This is a genomic window from Gracilinema caldarium DSM 7334, from assembly GCF_000219725.1.
GTDB classification, from domain to species: domain Bacteria; phylum Spirochaetota; class Spirochaetia; order Treponematales; family Breznakiellaceae; genus Gracilinema; species Gracilinema caldarium.
Map to the genome: position 1 here is coordinate 1963536 of NC_015732.1, position 16480 is coordinate 1980015.

The 16480-nt window shown below is 35.1% G+C and carries 18 protein-coding genes and 1 pseudogene; 18 read left to right on the forward strand and 1 reads right to left on the reverse strand.

The genetic code is table 11. The annotated features are described in order from the left end of the window. Positions 1-138 precede the first annotated feature (138 nt). On the forward strand, positions 139-1146 hold the full coding sequence (locus SPICA_RS09055; protein WP_013969219.1) for an SH3 domain-containing protein: 1008 nt from the start codon (positions 139-141) through the stop codon (positions 1144-1146). On the opposite strand, the gene SPICA_RS15445 is transcribed toward SPICA_RS09055, so the two are convergent. Continuing rightward, the gene (locus SPICA_RS15445; RefSeq protein WP_156789653.1) at positions 1143-1304 is read right to left on the reverse strand and encodes a hypothetical protein; all 162 of its coding nucleotides are present in this window, start codon (positions 1302-1304) and stop codon (positions 1143-1145) included. The two genes, SPICA_RS09055 and SPICA_RS15445, sit on opposite strands and share 4 nt — an antisense overlap. A gap of 129 nt (positions 1305-1433) precedes the next feature. Between SPICA_RS15445 and SPICA_RS09060 the strand changes: the two genes are divergently transcribed. The 17 genes and pseudogenes from SPICA_RS09060 (at position 1434) to SPICA_RS09140 (ending at position 16428) form a co-directional block, all read left to right on the forward strand. Further along, positions 1434-1685, forward strand: a complete 252-nt coding sequence (locus tag SPICA_RS09060; RefSeq protein ID WP_013969206.1) for a ribbon-helix-helix domain-containing protein — start codon at positions 1434-1436, stop codon at positions 1683-1685. Continuing rightward, the gene (locus SPICA_RS09065; RefSeq protein WP_013969220.1) at positions 1663-2082 is read left to right on the forward strand and encodes a type II toxin-antitoxin system VapC family toxin; all 420 of its coding nucleotides are present in this window, start codon (positions 1663-1665) and stop codon (positions 2080-2082) included. Before SPICA_RS09060 ends, SPICA_RS09065 begins: the two co-directional genes overlap by 23 nt. A gap of 136 nt (positions 2083-2218) precedes the next feature. Next, a complete protein-coding gene (locus SPICA_RS09070; RefSeq protein ID WP_013969221.1) occupies positions 2219-4696 on the forward strand; it encodes a DEAD/DEAH box helicase family protein in 2478 nt (825 codons plus the stop codon). A gap of 293 nt (positions 4697-4989) precedes the next feature. Continuing rightward, complete coding sequence (locus SPICA_RS09075) at positions 4990-5271, forward strand: type II toxin-antitoxin system Phd/YefM family antitoxin (RefSeq protein WP_013969194.1); 282 nt, start codon at positions 4990-4992, stop codon at positions 5269-5271. Beyond that, complete coding sequence (locus SPICA_RS09080) at positions 5264-5599, forward strand: type II toxin-antitoxin system RelE/ParE family toxin (protein WP_013969195.1); 336 nt, start codon at positions 5264-5266, stop codon at positions 5597-5599. Before SPICA_RS09075 ends, SPICA_RS09080 begins: the two co-directional genes overlap by 8 nt. 210 nt (positions 5600-5809) lie before the next feature. After that, complete coding sequence (locus SPICA_RS14860) at positions 5810-6586, forward strand: CPBP family intramembrane glutamic endopeptidase (RefSeq protein ID WP_013969222.1); 777 nt, start codon at positions 5810-5812, stop codon at positions 6584-6586. 36 nt (positions 6587-6622) lie between these two features. After that, on the forward strand, positions 6623-7534 hold the full coding sequence (locus SPICA_RS09090; RefSeq protein WP_013969223.1) for a hypothetical protein: 912 nt from the start codon (positions 6623-6625) through the stop codon (positions 7532-7534). A 138-nt stretch (positions 7535-7672) separates the two neighbouring features. Then, complete coding sequence (locus SPICA_RS09095) at positions 7673-8875, forward strand: hypothetical protein (RefSeq protein WP_013969224.1); 1203 nt, start codon at positions 7673-7675, stop codon at positions 8873-8875. 177 nt (positions 8876-9052) lie between these two features. After that, on the forward strand, positions 9053-9298 hold the full coding sequence (locus SPICA_RS09100) for a ribbon-helix-helix domain-containing protein (RefSeq protein ID WP_013969225.1): 246 nt from the start codon (positions 9053-9055) through the stop codon (positions 9296-9298). After that, on the forward strand, positions 9295-9693 hold the full coding sequence (locus tag SPICA_RS09105) for a type II toxin-antitoxin system VapC family toxin (RefSeq protein WP_013969226.1): 399 nt from the start codon (positions 9295-9297) through the stop codon (positions 9691-9693). The genes SPICA_RS09100 and SPICA_RS09105 overlap by 4 nt, the downstream gene beginning before the upstream one ends. 131 nt (positions 9694-9824) lie before the next feature. Then, positions 9825-10685 carry a Nif3-like dinuclear metal center hexameric protein gene (locus SPICA_RS09110; protein WP_013969227.1) on the forward strand — a complete coding sequence of 287 codons (861 nt, stop codon included), beginning with the start codon at positions 9825-9827 and terminating at the stop codon, positions 10683-10685. Between the two features lie 69 nt (positions 10686-10754). Continuing rightward, complete coding sequence (locus tag SPICA_RS09115; protein ID WP_013969228.1) at positions 10755-11969, forward strand: IS256 family transposase; 1215 nt, start codon at positions 10755-10757, stop codon at positions 11967-11969. 61 nt (positions 11970-12030) lie between these two features. After that, a complete protein-coding gene (locus SPICA_RS09120; protein WP_013969229.1) occupies positions 12031-12906 on the forward strand; it encodes a PDZ domain-containing protein in 876 nt (291 codons plus the stop codon). A 237-nt stretch (positions 12907-13143) separates the two neighbouring features. Further along, positions 13144-13359 (forward strand): MerR family DNA-binding transcriptional regulator, encoded by a 216-nt coding sequence (locus tag SPICA_RS09125; RefSeq protein ID WP_041396195.1) that lies wholly within the window; start codon positions 13144-13146, stop codon positions 13357-13359. A gap of 34 nt (positions 13360-13393) precedes the next feature. Beyond that, a pseudogene (locus SPICA_RS09130) lies at positions 13394-14824 on the forward strand (IS5 family transposase); the annotation flags it as partial. Positions 14825-15004: 180 nt separating this feature from the next. Then, positions 15005-15589 (forward strand): GyrI-like domain-containing protein, encoded by a 585-nt coding sequence (locus SPICA_RS09135; protein ID WP_041396196.1) that lies wholly within the window; start codon positions 15005-15007, stop codon positions 15587-15589. Then, positions 15586-16428, forward strand: a complete 843-nt coding sequence (locus SPICA_RS09140) for a creatininase family protein (RefSeq protein ID WP_013969230.1) — start codon at positions 15586-15588, stop codon at positions 16426-16428. Before SPICA_RS09135 ends, SPICA_RS09140 begins: the two co-directional genes overlap by 4 nt. Positions 16429-16480 lie beyond the last annotated feature (52 nt).

Below are 16480 nucleotides of genomic sequence, written 5' to 3' on the forward strand. Positions count from 1 at the left end.
CTGCTTCAACCTGATATTTTCTTTGTCACGGTTTTTGCTACTCGCTTCGCTCGTTTTACGCAAAAACCGCGCCAAGCCCTACGGGCACGAAAATGCAGGTTAAGCAAATGTTAGAAAGACTTAAAATAGGGATATATAATGAAAAGTAAATTGTTTTTTACAGTTACAATAGCATTTATTTGCACCTCATTATTTTCTCAAACAACTTTACCAAATATTTTGCAAGATCCTAAATGGTATAATTTAGGCCAGAAAAAAGATGTATTGAGTAGTGGAGAATTAAATATCAACAATACTGTTTGGGATTATCCTGTATTTGGCAAACTTATTTTCATAGATGGTTATTATGTATATGGAACACCTTGGTCAGGAATTGAATCATATGGAAAATATTCAATTAAAGACACAAAAATTATTTTCTCACCGAATCTAAAAATACCAAGATGGGATGATATATATTTTGTAAAAGAATTAATCTATACAACAAGTAATCGAAAAGATAAATCTGGGAATCAATTATTGATTGATGAGGATGATACGGTTTCTTTTTATGGATGGAAATATCCAACAGAATCATCTTTTATAATTATAAATAAAATTCCATGTAAATCAGTAAATATTCCTATAAGAATTCTAAAAAACAACGTCTTATATACGCTTCCTAAAAGTACATCAAAAAATATATTTGATGAAAAGAATTATTATGGTAACAAAGCAACAATTGGAAAGGCATCAATAATTTATGAACCTTTAGATCCAGATTTTGAATGGGTTTTTATTTCAATTGATTTTACTTATGATGAGCCTACAGATGGTGGGGGTCCATATTATAATGGTTGGATACAAAAAAATTATATTTCAGAAGTAATCAACCACAACATGATAATAGTATCAGATAATTTACGTGTCAGAAGTGAACCAAATTTAGAGGAAAACTCAAAAATACTAACAATATTAAGAAAATGGACTGTTGTAAAAATAATAAAAGTTGGAGATTATATACAAAAAATAAACGGAATAGAAGATCGATGGTATTTCATATCTCTAGATAACGGTATGAATGGTTGGATATTTGGCGGCTATGCAAAACAATTTAATGATGAGAAAGAATTACAGTGTATTAAAGATCTATATCAAAAATATTAGCTTTCTAACAATTGCTTTAACCAGACATTTCCTTTGGCATGAAAATTGCTGTCGCTACGCTCGGCAATTTTCACGCCAAGCCCTAGGGGGGCACGGAAATGCAGGTTAAGCAAATGTTCTGCGGACCTTGAAGGCGCTGAGAGAATTGATAAAACCACAGTAAAAGTGTAGTTTTTAATATACATTCATCAATATAAAGCATAATAATATAAAGAATTGCTTATATTTCAATTTATATTGACAAAATAATATTATTGTATTACTTTAAGTATTACAGGAAGCAATATATGACTACAGTTCGGTTACCTACTGAAATTGAACAAAAATTAGAGGCTATTTCTCAAGAAAAACATAAATCTAAATCAGAAATAATTAAAGAAGCGCTTGAGAAACTATTTTATTCTGAAGAATCACAAAAGAATTCATATGAACTTGGAATTGAGTTTTTTGGTAAATTTGGAAGTGGCGAAGGAAATCTTTCAGTTACTTACAAAGAAAAAATAAAGGACAAGATACATGCTAAACGACGTACTCATTGATGCTGGTCCTTTAATTGCTTTATTTGATAAAGACGATCATTATCATGAAAAAGTAAAGGAATTCATAAAGAATAAAGATTATAAATTTCATACTACGACATCTGTAATAACTGAAGTATTACATATGCTTGATTTTAATGTAAAGGTACAAATTAATTTTCTTGAATGGATAATGCTTGGTGGTATATTGCTATATGAAATAAAACAAACTGATTTAGGGAAGATAATTGAATTAACAAAAAAATATAGTGACCGTCCCATGGATTTTGCAGACGCAACACTCGTTCTAGCTGCAGAACAATCAGGAATAAGAAAAATAATTAGCATAGATTCAGATTTTGATATTTACCGATTACCTGGAAAAGTTAGAATAGAAAATATATTTCGAGATATATAAGACGCAGAACAATTGCTTTAAGCAGATTCGCCTATTGTCACGGTTCTTGCTTATGCAAGAACGCGTGCCAATGACGGCTCACTGCTTAAGCAAATGTTCGATGGACGCTGCGCGCGCTAATTTCAGGAGGAATTCAATGAAGATAAACTTATCAGCCGTAAATATTCATAATGGAATATATGAACAAACAAACCCGAAAGATATTTTCAAAGTTCTTCCAAAGAAATCGAAAAAATATTCTTATCTTCGAGATGTTCAAGCTGAAGTATTAGATAAGTGGTTTTCAAATTGCGGTAAAATGGAAACAGTAATAAAAATGAATACTGGAAGTGGAAAGACAATTGTTTCACTGCTAATTTTGCAAAGCTGTATAAACCAAAAAATGGGACCTGCTGTATATATTGTGCCTGATAATTATCTATTGACTCAAGTTCGCTCCGAAGCAGAAGAACTAGGAATCCCGATAACTACAGAAACCGATGATATTCAATTTCTCAGACAACGATCAATTTTACTTATAAATATTCATAAGCTATTCAATGGAAAATCTGTATTTGGTGTTGCTCTTGAAGGAAAGAAAATTGATATTGGTACTGTTCTAATTGACGATGCACATGCATGTATAGATAAAATTGAAGATCAATTTACTATTACTATTGAAAATACCAAGCCCCAATACCCTGATTTAATAAAAATATTTGAACATGACCTTAAATCACAATCGGAGACATTGTTCTTTGATATTGAGCGTCAGACACCAGGGGCATTTCTTCAAGTGCCATTTTGGACAATTCAATCAAATTCTACTCAAATATTGCGTTGTCTTACTATCGGAAGGCAGGAAGATGACAATATAAAATGGAAAATTCCTTTGTTGAAAGAATATTTGAAATACACAGACTGTGTCGTTTCTAGTGAGAAAATTGAATTTTCTATACGTGTTATCCCTACCGAAATAATTAGTTCATATGCAGAGTCAAGAAAAATAATAGTCAGCGCAACTTTACCTGACGATACAATTTTAAGTCGCTATTTAGATATTTCAGAAGAAGCAATATCTGGAACAATAACTCCATTGTCAGCTAGTGATTTGGGTGAAAGATTGATAATTGTTCCAGAAGAAATTAATCCACAGATAAAAAAAGATGATATTAAAGATATGCTAAAAGTTTATTCAGAAAAATATAAAGTTGTAGTTATTGTTCCTTCGCATTATAGAGCAGAATATTGGAGCGATGTGGCACAATCAACACTGATAGCAGAAAACATTGAGGAAGGTCTTTCTAATTTTAGAACCAAGAATAATGGATTAATCGTATTGATCAATAAATATGATGGAATTGATTTACCTCAAGATGAATGTAGAATACTTGTAATTGATGAACTTCCAGATGATAGATCAGAGATTGAAAAAGTTGATAATAATGCTTTACGAAACAACAATACAGCAATTCTTCGTAAGATACGTAAAATTGAACAAGGAATGGGACGAGCTATAAGGTCGAATGATGATTATTCTATTGTGCTCTTACTTGGAAAGAGCCTTACCAACTACTTGTATACCAGAAATGGTATTGATTTTTTTACACCAGCTACAAAGCAACAGATGAAAATATCATCAACATTATTAGAACAAATCCACAAGGGAACTATTCCTGATATTATGGAAGCAATTGATTTAGTGTTAAGTAGAGATTCTGAGTGGATAACACTTGTAAAATCATCACTAATTGGCTTGAAATATGAACCTCAAATACCAAACCGTTATTCTTATTATCTGAGAGATGCATACAAGTTATCTTGGAAAGGGCATACGGATAAATCAATAAAATTATTGGAAGATAAGGCTAATGTAGAAGAAAATAACTTAATGAAAGGTTGGTTGAAGTACTATTTAGCACAGTTCCAGAATTTTAATGATCCTTCTTCAGCACAGTCTATTTTGAAATCAGCATTGGCTTTCAACTCACATCTATTACATCCACTAGAAGGAGTAAAGTACCAAAGACTAACTCACACAGCTAATCAAGCAGAAAAATGCAGATCATATTTCATGAACTATTCAACAAATACTAATGGTCTTATAATTAGACTAAATTCAATTCTAGACGACCTTCAGTTTAAACCTGAAACATCAAATAGCTTTGAGCAAGCAATATTGGAATTAGGTCGATTACTTGGTTTTGACTCTCAAAGACCTGAAAATGAGTTTGGAAGAGGTCCGGATAATTTATGGGCTTGCGGAAATTTGATATTCTTTGTAATTGAGTGCAAAAATGGATGTACAACAGCTAGTATTGATAAACACGACACAAATCAAATCAATGGTTCGATTAATTGGTTTAAGAATGAATATGATGATACTTGTACTCTTAAGCCCATTTTAATTCATCCTAGTTTGAAATTTGAATACGCAGCTTCACCAAGCAAAGACATTAGAATAATTAATGATGCTAAGCTATCAGAGCTAAAGAAAGCTGTTAATGCTTTTGTGGTTTCTGCAGTTCAAAGTGGACAAATTGCAGATTTGGAAAAGTTAAGAAAATTAATACTTGATTATAAATTGAATCCGGAAGGAATAATTGAAAAATATTCATATGAAATAAGTGTTTAAATGGAGCATCGAACAATCGCTTCAACCTGATAATCGCTGTTGTCACGGTTTGTGCTAATCGCTTCGCTCTTTTTCGCACAAACCGCGCCAAGTCTTCGCCTTCGGCTCAGACCGCGATTACAGGTTAAGCAAATGTTATGCAGATTTAAGAAAGTAAAATATTTATATATCAGACATATGAATATTTTACCTTAATTGTATAGCTTAAAAATTTTACAGGTCTTTTTATAGTCTTTATATTGACCTATCTTTAAAATATTGTATAATGAATTATAATACGGAGGGTTAATATAATGATAAAGATAAATAATGATATACGTCCAATATCTTATATAAAATCTCATACAGCTGAAATGATAAGACAAATAGAAGAAAAGAAAAATCCAATAATAATCACACAAAATGGTGAGGCTAAAGCAGTTCTTCTTGATGTTGATACATTTCAAGGCTTAATCGATACAATAAATATTTTAAAAATTATCTCTATTGGTGAAAATGATATTCATAAAAATAATGTTATAAAACATAATGATGTAAAAACAAAAATTGAGGAAATATTAACACAAAATGAATAGAGATATTGTATGGTCTCTCGATGCAAGCGATGAGTTTGTAGAAATAATTCTATATATTACAGAACACTCTGGAAATAATGTAGCACGTACGATTTATGAGAAAATTATAAAAAAAATAGAAAATCTTGTTGACTTCCCCGCAATTGGAAGGAAAGTTCCCGAATTAGAATCAGTTGGTAATACAGAATATTATGAAATAATAGAAAGTCCGTGGAGAATAATATATCGATATACAGAAAATGAAGTATATATTGTTTCAATAATTGATGGAAGAAGAAATATTGAAGAAATATTATATAAAAAAATTATAAAGGGTAAAATATGGTAATAAATACATGCATAACAATTGCTTTAACCAGACATTTCCTTTGTCATGAAAATTGCTGTCGCTACGCTCGGCAATTTTCACGCCAAGCCCTTCGGGCACGGAAATGCAGGTTAAGCAAATGTTAGATGGACGCCGCTTACGCGGCGCATAAGTAATAAAAATGGTTCATAAAGTGTTATATGTTATATATAGTTGAGGAGTCAATTTACTATGAATAATCAAGAAATTAAACCATTAGGTACAGTAAAGTCTATTTGTTATTTTGGAATTTTAGGGACAGTATTCTATCTTAGTTATCATTATTTACGAATTTATTTATTAAAAAATGGATTCTCTGATATATCATCGTATCTTGTTAGCTTGGGAACACCAGCTTTTCTTTTATTCTGTATATCAATCTTTTACTATAAAATAATTGAGAAAAGAGAATTGTCCATTCCTGAATTTTCTAAAAGGATGAATTTACCTAAATTCACGTGGAAGGATATTACATGGGGTTTAGGTTTATTTGTATGTGGGTTTCTTGGATATGGTTTAGCAACATTTTTAACAAAATATGTGATTTCAATTTGTCATATTAATATCCCAACAAATATTGCGATTCTTGATATACCAGATCTTCAAATTACAAAAGATGTATTAAATCAAGCTGCCGGTGGTCAGATAGTAAACAAATGGTATCTAGTATTGCTCTTTGCTGTTGTTCTTTTCTTCAATATCTTTGGGGAAGAATTATTGTGGAGAGGAATAATATTACCAAAACAAAAAATTGTGTTCAAAAAAAATGCTTGGATCCTAAATGGTACCTTATGGGCTCTTTTTCACTTTTTTAAATGGTGGGACATTATTAATCTTTTGCCAACTTGTTTATTAATTGCATATGTATCACAGAAACGAAGTAATAATTGGTCTGGTATTATTGCCCACTCATTAATGAATATTTCTGGTTTTATCGTTATAACGCTAGCAGTTGCTGGAGTCTATTAAAAAAGCATCTAACAACTGCTTCAACCTGACTCGGCTATGTCACGATTTGTGCTTTCGTTTCGCGGCACAAACCGCGCCAATGTACGCAATGCAGGTTATCCAAATGTTCTGCGGCTAGATATTCATATCGAAATGAGCATAGTCAACGAAAGAGACTTTGTGGTGATGCCTAAGTTACGCAGAATCATTCTTTTTGTTGTCAGCGGGCTTCTTATCGCTGGCATTTTGCTGGTTGCCTTCAACGCAGAACTACGTGGCGGGCTATTACTCATTTTCGCCCCTCAATATTTCCGCGAAGCTGTATTCCTGCGGTTTGCCGATAACACGGGACAGGAAGTTTATCTGCTTGGCACGATTCATAGCAACCACCTAACTACAAAAGACTATTCTCTCTTACACCTTCAAGCAGTTCTGGAACATCTGGAGCCTGATCTTCTGTTGGTGGAGAGTCGGCCCAAAGAACTGGCGCGGGATAATTGGGGAGATGGGCCAATTGAAATGCCCTTTGCCAGTCTGACGGCTCGGGCAAAAGGGATAGAAGTACAGGGAATGGATTGGTGGGTGATGACCGATAACCACCAAATCAACAGTGATGAGCGCGAGAATCGAATGTTTCAAAACATTCTCACCAGCCTACCAGGTTACCACACGGTTTTAATCTTGACGGGGTTCTCACACGTGGAAGGTTTTCAACGCCGTTTTCTGGCGAGCGGCTATCGTCAGATTGCCTTTTCGTCAGCCGAAAAGCAAGTACTGTTTGACACATCGGATCAGACCTTTATCTTTCCCTATGGTATGACTCACTACATTGAAAAGCGTATAGAGATTGACCAGTTAATACTCCAAAGTGAGACGGATAGCTTTTGGAGGGATAGAATAGCCAATGTCATAGCCTTCCGACAAGAATTCCTAAAAACAATCGCTATGGTAGGTGAACGACAGCCGTAAGGCACAAAACGCCGCCTAACACTGCATGGAGCGGACGGGGCTACCGCCCTGCTAATTCAAGCGTGCTTGTAATACCCGCCCCGCCGCTCATGCTTGCCGTTAGGTTGACCCTTCGGGAAAAAATAAAAAGGAGAAGAGATGAATAAATATATAGTATTTTTATCCCTAGCAATTTTAATGATTTCTGGTTGTACTACAAATTATGGAAAAGAATTTCTGGAAAGACAAGCTCAAAACATAGAAGACATATTAAAAACAGATACTATTTCAGATACCACAAATGGATCTTATAGTTATATTATAAATCCATTTGATATATTTTATGAAAAGAATGATATTCATATAATGCTATATTTTCTTAATCATCCAAAATATGAATCTATTGAAGCAATGATAAATGATGCTGATACTACGCAAATTCGTGTAATTTTAACTAAGCATGATCAGACACAAATTGATTACTTAAATAATCAAGACAAATTAAATAGAATAATTTCAGATGGGACAATTCGTAAAACTTATTTCGCCGAGATTGAATATAAAAAGGAAATTATCGAACTCAAACCAGCAATTTCAATGAGTTTTCGAACTGCTGATCAAGAAATGATTGATTTTTATTTAAGTTGTTCTTCTGCACCTTCAAAAAAATTTGCTGGTTTAACAAATCCAGAAGGCCATTCGGCTGAAACTTCTTTTCCAATAATGTTTCGAGAAATGAGTGCGCTAGCTAACGATAAAAGCAAAATCATTATTGATGGAAAGAATTATGAGATTCCAGTTTTAGTTAATATTCCAATATTCTTTAAAGGAATGAAAGGTTATTACTCAGAATTATTTAAAATGGCTGTTATTCGAACTGGTGAAAAAAAATTAGATATTACTCAATACCCCAGTAAAATTGCATTAGGAGAAAAATGGGTTTATAGTAATGGCACCAATGAAACAGAGTATGTGATTAGTCGCTTAGAAAATGGATATATAGAAATTTCAAGTAAAATGTTTCTAGTTCGTGGCATAGTAAAAAATAATTCAATTGGGATTCTCTCAGTATCGACTTATCCATCTAACAATGAAGGTTCGATGCTAATTCAGTTTGAAAAACCTATTTTTAGTAATTTGAGTATGGTTGTTGAAACAAATTTTCGTATAAATATTGATTCTCATGAAGATCTTATCACTGGTAAATTAATATATGACAACAATCAATTAACACAAAGATTTAGATTAATGCCGAATGAACCAAGCTGGGCTAGAAAAAGAAACATACAAATTGAAGTCCAAAATGATAATAATAAAGTAAAGTGGACTAGCACCATCCAGCGAGAATCTGAAGTTTTCTGAAAAACCTAACAACTGCTTTAAGCAGATTCGCCTATTGTCACGGTTCTTGCTTACACAAGAACTCGCGCCAATTACGGCTCACTGCTTAAGCAAATGTTAGCCGGACGCGCTTTCGCGCGCTAAATATCTTCTTGACAATGCATACATAAGGCTGTATATTGCATGCGGAGGATAGATATGCCACTACTTCAAGTACGAGATTGCCCTGAAGACATATATAAAAAAATATCTATATGGGCCAAGAAACAAAATAGAACAATTGCTCAACAAGTCATATCTATTTTGGAAAAAGGACTTCAACTAGAGCAACCAAATATTGAGAGAAGAAAAGCTCTACTAGATAGAATAAAAGCTCGAGAAATAAATAAGGAAGTAAATTCAATTGATGATGTTGCACTTATACGAGAGGATAGAAATAGATGACTATAGTATTAGATGTAAGTGCTGCAATTCAAATCGTACTGCAAAAAGAAAAGAAAGACTACTTTGAGAGCTATTACCGAAAAGCTTCTTGGGTAATAGCTCCAGAACTATATATATCTGAAATTACTAATGTATTATGGAAATATTATAAGAGCAAAATACTAACACATGAAGAGTGTCTACAGTGCATTGATGATGGGTTAGAATTGATAGATGACTTTTTTACTGCAAAAGATATGTGGAAAGAAGTTTTAGGAGAAAGTATAAAAAATGATCATTCCGCATATGATATGTTTTACGCTATACTCGCAAGAAGGAATGATTCTACATTAGTCAGTAATGATAAAGAATTATTAAGAATATCTGAAGAAATGAAAATAGAGAACTTCGGCTAAAAATCGCTTCAACCGGATAACGCTATGGCACGGTTATGTGCTGCGGCTTCGCCTAGCACAAACCGCGCCATGTACGCGTTGCAGGTTAAGCGTATGTTAGAGCGACGCCTTCGGCGCAAAGAGGAAAATTAATGAAACTGTCTGATTTAGCAAAAAGACTGGATGATGAATTTTGCATCATTAAAAATGATGAAAATTTAACCGATTTCGCAGTTGTTGATGACAATAAACACTTTATTAATAATGATTTCATTAAACACAAAACTGCTTTAATGACTGAAAACTCCAAAGACATAGAAATTGTCTTAACATCAGTTTTTATTACTGACGAAGTTGTCAAAAAAGCATGCAAATATAAGAATGCTTTACTTGTTACACATCATAATTTTGATTACTTTGAAGATGAAAGAGGTCTTCAACCAATTAAATCAGAGTATTTAAAAGAATTTCAAAGATATTCTATTTCAATTTACGTAGCACATGCCCCTTTAGATACACATAAAATTTATGGAACTTCGAAGTGTTTGGCTGAATGGTGTGGAATAGCTATAGAAAAGTATTTTTATGACTATTATGGCGCTCCTACTGCATTAATTGGGCATATAAATAAAACTTCATTTGAAGTTTTTTCAGATTTTATTCAAAAGAAGTTAGAACGTCCTGTGTTAACACTCGAAAAGAATAAAGATTATATAGAGAAAATAGCAGTAGTTGCTGGTGGTGGTGATCTTCCTGATCTTCTTCAACAAGTCTATGATTATGGATGTGATACATTGCTTACAGGTACAGTAGAGCATCGATGGGCTGTTCCGTTTATCCAAGAAGGAAATAGACAATTCCATGAGCTAAATAAGAAGCTAAACATTAATCTAATTGGTGGTACCCATTACGGAACCGAAAGACCAGCAATGATAAAGTTTTTAGATTACATGATTAATTTGGGTATTGATTGTAAATACATTGAAGACAATACATTGCTTGGAATTAAGTAGAAAATGACGGCTCTAACAGAACCTGTAACAATTTTTGTGTAAACGGCTATACTACAAGAAGGAGTACGTATGGCCATTACCAAAGAAGTTCTGGATGAATTATTGAAAGAGTATCGGGGTCCTGATGATCTCATAGGTCCCGACGGGTTTCTTAAGCAATTAAATAAAGCCCTGATTGAGCGATCCATGGAAGCAGAGCTCACTGAACATGTGGGCTACGAAAAGCATGACCAGGGTGAAAAACCAACGACTAACCGACGGAACGGGAAAACGAAAAAGACCCTTAGAACCGATCAGGGGCCAATAGAAATCGAGGTCCCACGAGATCGGGATGGCACCTTTGAACCAGCTATCGTCCCCAAACATCAACGGGAGTTTAAAGGCTTTGATGACAAAATCCTGTCCATGTACGATCGAGGGATGACGACCCGAGAAATTGCAGGACACCTCAAAGAGATATATCAGGTTGATGTATCCCCAGAGCTGATTAGCCGGGCAATCGATTCGGTTAAAGAATTATTAGACACCTGGCGGAATCGGACCCTGGATTCCTTGTACCCCATCGTGTTTCTCGACGCCATTGTGCTCAATGTCCGAGATGATGGGAACGTAGCTAAAAAAGCCCTGTATCTAGCCCTCGGCATCACTATAACGGGCAAAAAAGAGCTCTTAGGGCTTTGGATCGACCAGGCAGAAGGAGCATCATTTTGGCTGCGGGTGCTTAATGAGCTTAAGAATCGGGGTGTCCAGGATATTTTAATAGCAGCCGTAGATGGTTTAAGCGGCTTCCCTGAAGCGATTACCACGGTATTCCCCAAAACGGAAGTCCAACTCTGTATGGTCCACATGGTGCGTAACTCGTTGAAATACGTGCCCTATAAGGACCGGAAAGCAGTAGCTGCGGACCTTAAAAAGATTTACACTGCGGCAAGTGAAACTGCAGCAGAAGAGGAACTCACTCAATTTGCCCAACGGTGGGATACTAAGTACCCCATGATTGCTCGATCGTGGAAAATGCGTTGGGCAGAAGTAGTGCCCTTTTTTAAATACCCGGAACCAATACGCAAAGTGATCTACACCACGAATGCGATTGAATCGTTAAATTACTCAATCCGAAGAATCACTAAAAACAGGTTGAGCTTTCCCACAACCGATGCAGCGCTAAAGCTGGTATTTATGGGATTACAACATATCTCTAAAAAATGGACCATGCCTATCCGAGACTGGGGTATGGCAATGCATCAATTCAGCATCTTTTATGGCGATCGGGTATCGCTAGGATAATTACCGTTTACACAAATTTAGGGATAGGCTCAATCCTATCAAGCATGAGGAGGTGAAATCTATGTTTCCTATTTTTGAAAAACTCATTAGGCAACGTGGACTTATACTTTTTGCACTTGTATTGTTATTAAATCACCCTATCTGGACCGACGATATAGACTCGGTCTGGCCAACACCTAGTACCGAACAATGGTACTGGTACGAACCGGATTCAAGTCTGTCGCCGGATCAGGTTAGCAACATTTTGAATAATGTAGCATTGAGTCAGACCCATTTCCGGTACTCCAAATATTTCAATTCATTATTCACTCTCCAAGAGAGCAGATTAGATCTGAAAAAAAACAGCATTTCATCAGCAGCCATCCGGATAAAGACTACATGGGTAGGAATAAATGAAGCATCAGGTCGTGGCTCTAAAAACCTTACGATACCGCTAGCCTCCATTAGTAATATTTCTCTGTTTTATAGTTCACGGGGCAAGAATGAACCATGGTATATTAAGTTGTTGTTAAATGATGATTCATCATTCATTTTTTACTTCAAAGATGAAATGCTTGCTCGTCAATTCGGCAGTGCCCTTGGATCTGCTCTCTCAAGACAAGGTCTCAGTCTGAAAATCCCAAGACTGGGGATTATTACCGGAGATCTTTCTCCGGGACAGGCTGAAGCCATTGGAAAGAGCAGGATTGAAAATATGCTGCTCATCGATGTCGCCATTGATGGTCCGGCAGATCAGGCAGGGCTAAGGACCCTAGATGTGATAACCGAATTTAATGGCGTCACAATCAAAAACAAATCGCACTTTCTTTCCATAGTAGAAAGTATGGCTTCAGGAGAAAATGCCAACATAACCTTTTTGCGGAGGGAAAAAGCAACAGAGAATGACAAAGAGCACTATATATGGACACAGAAAACAGTTAAAATAACAGCAAGATAAATCAGACAAATATAAAGGAAATTGATCAACCGTATTCAGTTTTTATTTTGCAGCGCCTAACAATCGCTTCAACTCGATTCGGCGCCCTAACGTCTGGTCCTATGGACGTGCACTTTTATGTAAAGACGCCTTGCAGGTTAAGTAAATGTTAGCTAGACGCCTTCGGCACAAAAGAATAATTTTACTATTGACTTTCCCATTATGGGAACCTTTACCCTGTAATGAGGAGGTGTAAATATGTACACTATTGGACAGTTTGCAGCAATATCTCAGCTTTCAAAAAAAATGCTGCGTTTTTATGATGAAATAAATTTGTTAAAACCTGCAAAGGTAGGGCTTCCTGAAAAACAAACAACTCTTTACAAAAGAAGCAAATACAGAGATAATCTCAATAAGAAGTGCACGGAAGAAAGGGGTAAGGCCTTAAAAAGCGTGCACTTTACTATGGGGTAACGATGTATAAGGAAAGGAACAGGTACCTGAGTTTGAAGACTTTTATGTACCCTTCGGAGGACATTTACGAGAAGATAATCGATGGGTACGATTAGCCGCAATTATTCCATGGGAAGAGATAGAAGCTGAATATAAAAAATGTTTTTCAAAACGAATTGGAAGAACAGCCAAGACCGTACGGCTCGCCTTGGGATCATTATTGATAAAAGAGAAATTACAATTAACAGATGAAGAAACGGTAGAAACAATACGAGAGAACCATTACCTGCAATATTTTTTAGGATATGAATCTTACAAAGATGAAAAACCCTTTGATCCAAGCATGATGGTTCATTTTCGAAAACGGCTTGGACCTGATGCAATAGCAAAGATAAATGAGTTGATAGCGAAACGGTATCAAGAACAGGTAGAAGCAGAATCTGAAAAAAAACAGAACAAAGAAAACCAAAAGGATGACCATGATCATGGAAATCGAGGGCAACTCATTATAGATGCCACGTGCGTCCCCCAGGATATCCGGCATCCCCATGATGTCACTTTATTGGATGAAGCGCGAAGGAAAACAGAAAAGATAATTGATACGTTATATGAAGCGAGTGAGCTCACCATAAAACCACGAACCTATAGAAAACAGGCCCGTATCAAATATCTCAATTTTATACGAGGGCGACGAAGAACAAAAAAAGAAATACGCAGAGCGATTCGGACCCAACTCCAATACATACGACGTAATTTACGGACTATCAATGAATTACAAAACAAGGTTCCCAGTACAACGTTGAGTGCAAAACAGCGACGTGATCTTATCGTGATACATGAGGTTTACCGGCAACAGGTACAGATGTATAAGGGAAAGACCCATTCGATATCGGGAAAAATCGTCAGTATCAGTCAACCCCATGTACGACCAATAGCCCGAGGTAAAGCAAAAGCGGCCTTTGAATTCGGAGCAAAACTATCAGCATCGATGACCGAACACGGGATGATTTTTATAGATCGATTACAATGGGAACCCTATAACGAACAAGAAGATTTGCCAACACAAATAGAAAAATATAAGAGGCGATGTGGTCGATATCCGGAATCGGTGCATGCCGATAAAATATATCGGACACGAGCAAACCGAGCCTATTGTGAAGCTCGAGGAATACGATTGTCTGGACCACCCTTAGGCAGACCGATTAAAGAAACATTAGAGAATAAAAAGATAGTACGACAGCTACGAAAGATTCAAAGACTTGACGAAGCCATTCGACAAGCGATTGAAGGTGGCTTTGGATATATGAAACGAAAGTTTGGTCTTGGTACAATCTATGAAAAATTACGCGAAACTAGTGAAACAGCAATTATGGTATGTGTATTGCTGACCAACTGTGAAAAAATCCTGAGGGATCTTTTTATGCGCTTTTTATTTTTACTTGGTTTTAAACCTCATAAATCATATTTGAAAGTTTTAGTATACTAAATTAAACCCATTTTAACGTAAAAAAGTTTTGAAATATCATTTTTAGACATTTTCAGTAGGCCCAAGGTAGATTGGGATACGGGTTATCGATATTATGATGATAATTCTGTTATTATTGCACAGCAAATCCTAATATTTAAAAATTGTGGTCTATCTCTTGATGAAATCAAGAAAATATTAGTGACTAGTCATCCTAATCAAAATTGTTTATACGATGTATTAGTTGGAAGACGTAAAGAGATCGAGCGTTTATCAATTAATATTGATAATATCAAGGCTAGACTTGAACAAATGATAAATAATTTTAGCGAAGAAAAACAAGAAGAACCAGAGATAATAGAGTTAGAGTCTATGTCTGGTATTTATAAAGAAGTGGACTTGTCTGATGAAAATGCCGTTTCTGAGAGATTGAGTGAAGTATATGCATGGGGGATGTCTTCTGGATTGTCATTTATTCCACCCCACTTAATACTTCACAATATGAATGATGAAAATGATAATAAAGAATCAAAAATATTTATAAAGACTAGTAAACCAACTGAAGGAAATGTAATAAAGGAAATATATCCCCTTTCTCTATCTGAAGGCAAAGGTGTCAGAATCATTCATCGTGGTTCTTTCTTTACATCTGGTGACACATGGAAGAGGCTATTCCAGTATATTGAAAAAAAACATTTAGCAATCATTGGTTATGGAAGAGAGATAAAAAATCTAATGGGACCTTCTGTAACTATAGAAGTTCAAGTGAAGGATGTATTAATATGATAAATCTATTAGATATTTCTTGGTGTGAATTAGAAAAAATGCCCAGATCTGAAACAGTTTTTTTCCAAGTAATAGCACCTGTTGAAGAACATAGTCATCATTTACCTTTGGGGACAGATATATTTCTTGGTGAAACATGGGCAAAGAAGGCAATAAACATTCTAGAAAAAAACAAACCAAATTTAAATTGTATTATGATGCCAATTCTACCGGTAGCTGCCGGTTCAATGAAAGGCTTCCCTGGCTGTCTGTATCAACGAGCTAAAGATGTAAGGAAAGTCCTCTATAGTGTCCTTCAAAATCTTGCTCAGTTTGGTTTTCAGAATATAATAGTAGTTGCTTCTCATGGTGATCCAATGCATCAAATATGTGTAGAAAAAGCTTGCGAAATGATTAATTCAAAATATGGCGATGTTGCAATATCTCCTCTTGGTTCTATTGTATTTTCTGGAAAACGACCTAAAAATGGAGCCAACCTAAGTAGTGAACTTGAAATACTGTTGAAAAAGTATAAATTTGATTTTCATGCTGGATGGGTTGAGACTTCCATGATAATGGCAGAAAAACAAGAATTAATAAAAAGTGATATTTTATCTATGCCAGACATTGAAGTTACCGATCGAGAAATGATTAATCCTTCGGTCTATTTAAAGAAAACTGCAGAATGGGGGCATCTCGGTTATCCAAAATTATCAAATCCTGAATTGGGTAATGAACTTAATAATATAACATCAAGTGACTTGGCTATCGTTGTTGAAGAGTTTATAGAAAAAAAAGATTGTGATATGTATAAGCATCATTTTTTATGGAAAATACCAATTTTTAGGATCTTGACTTGAATTCAAGAAGCCTAACAACTACTTCAACTTGACATTTCCTGGACATTTCCTG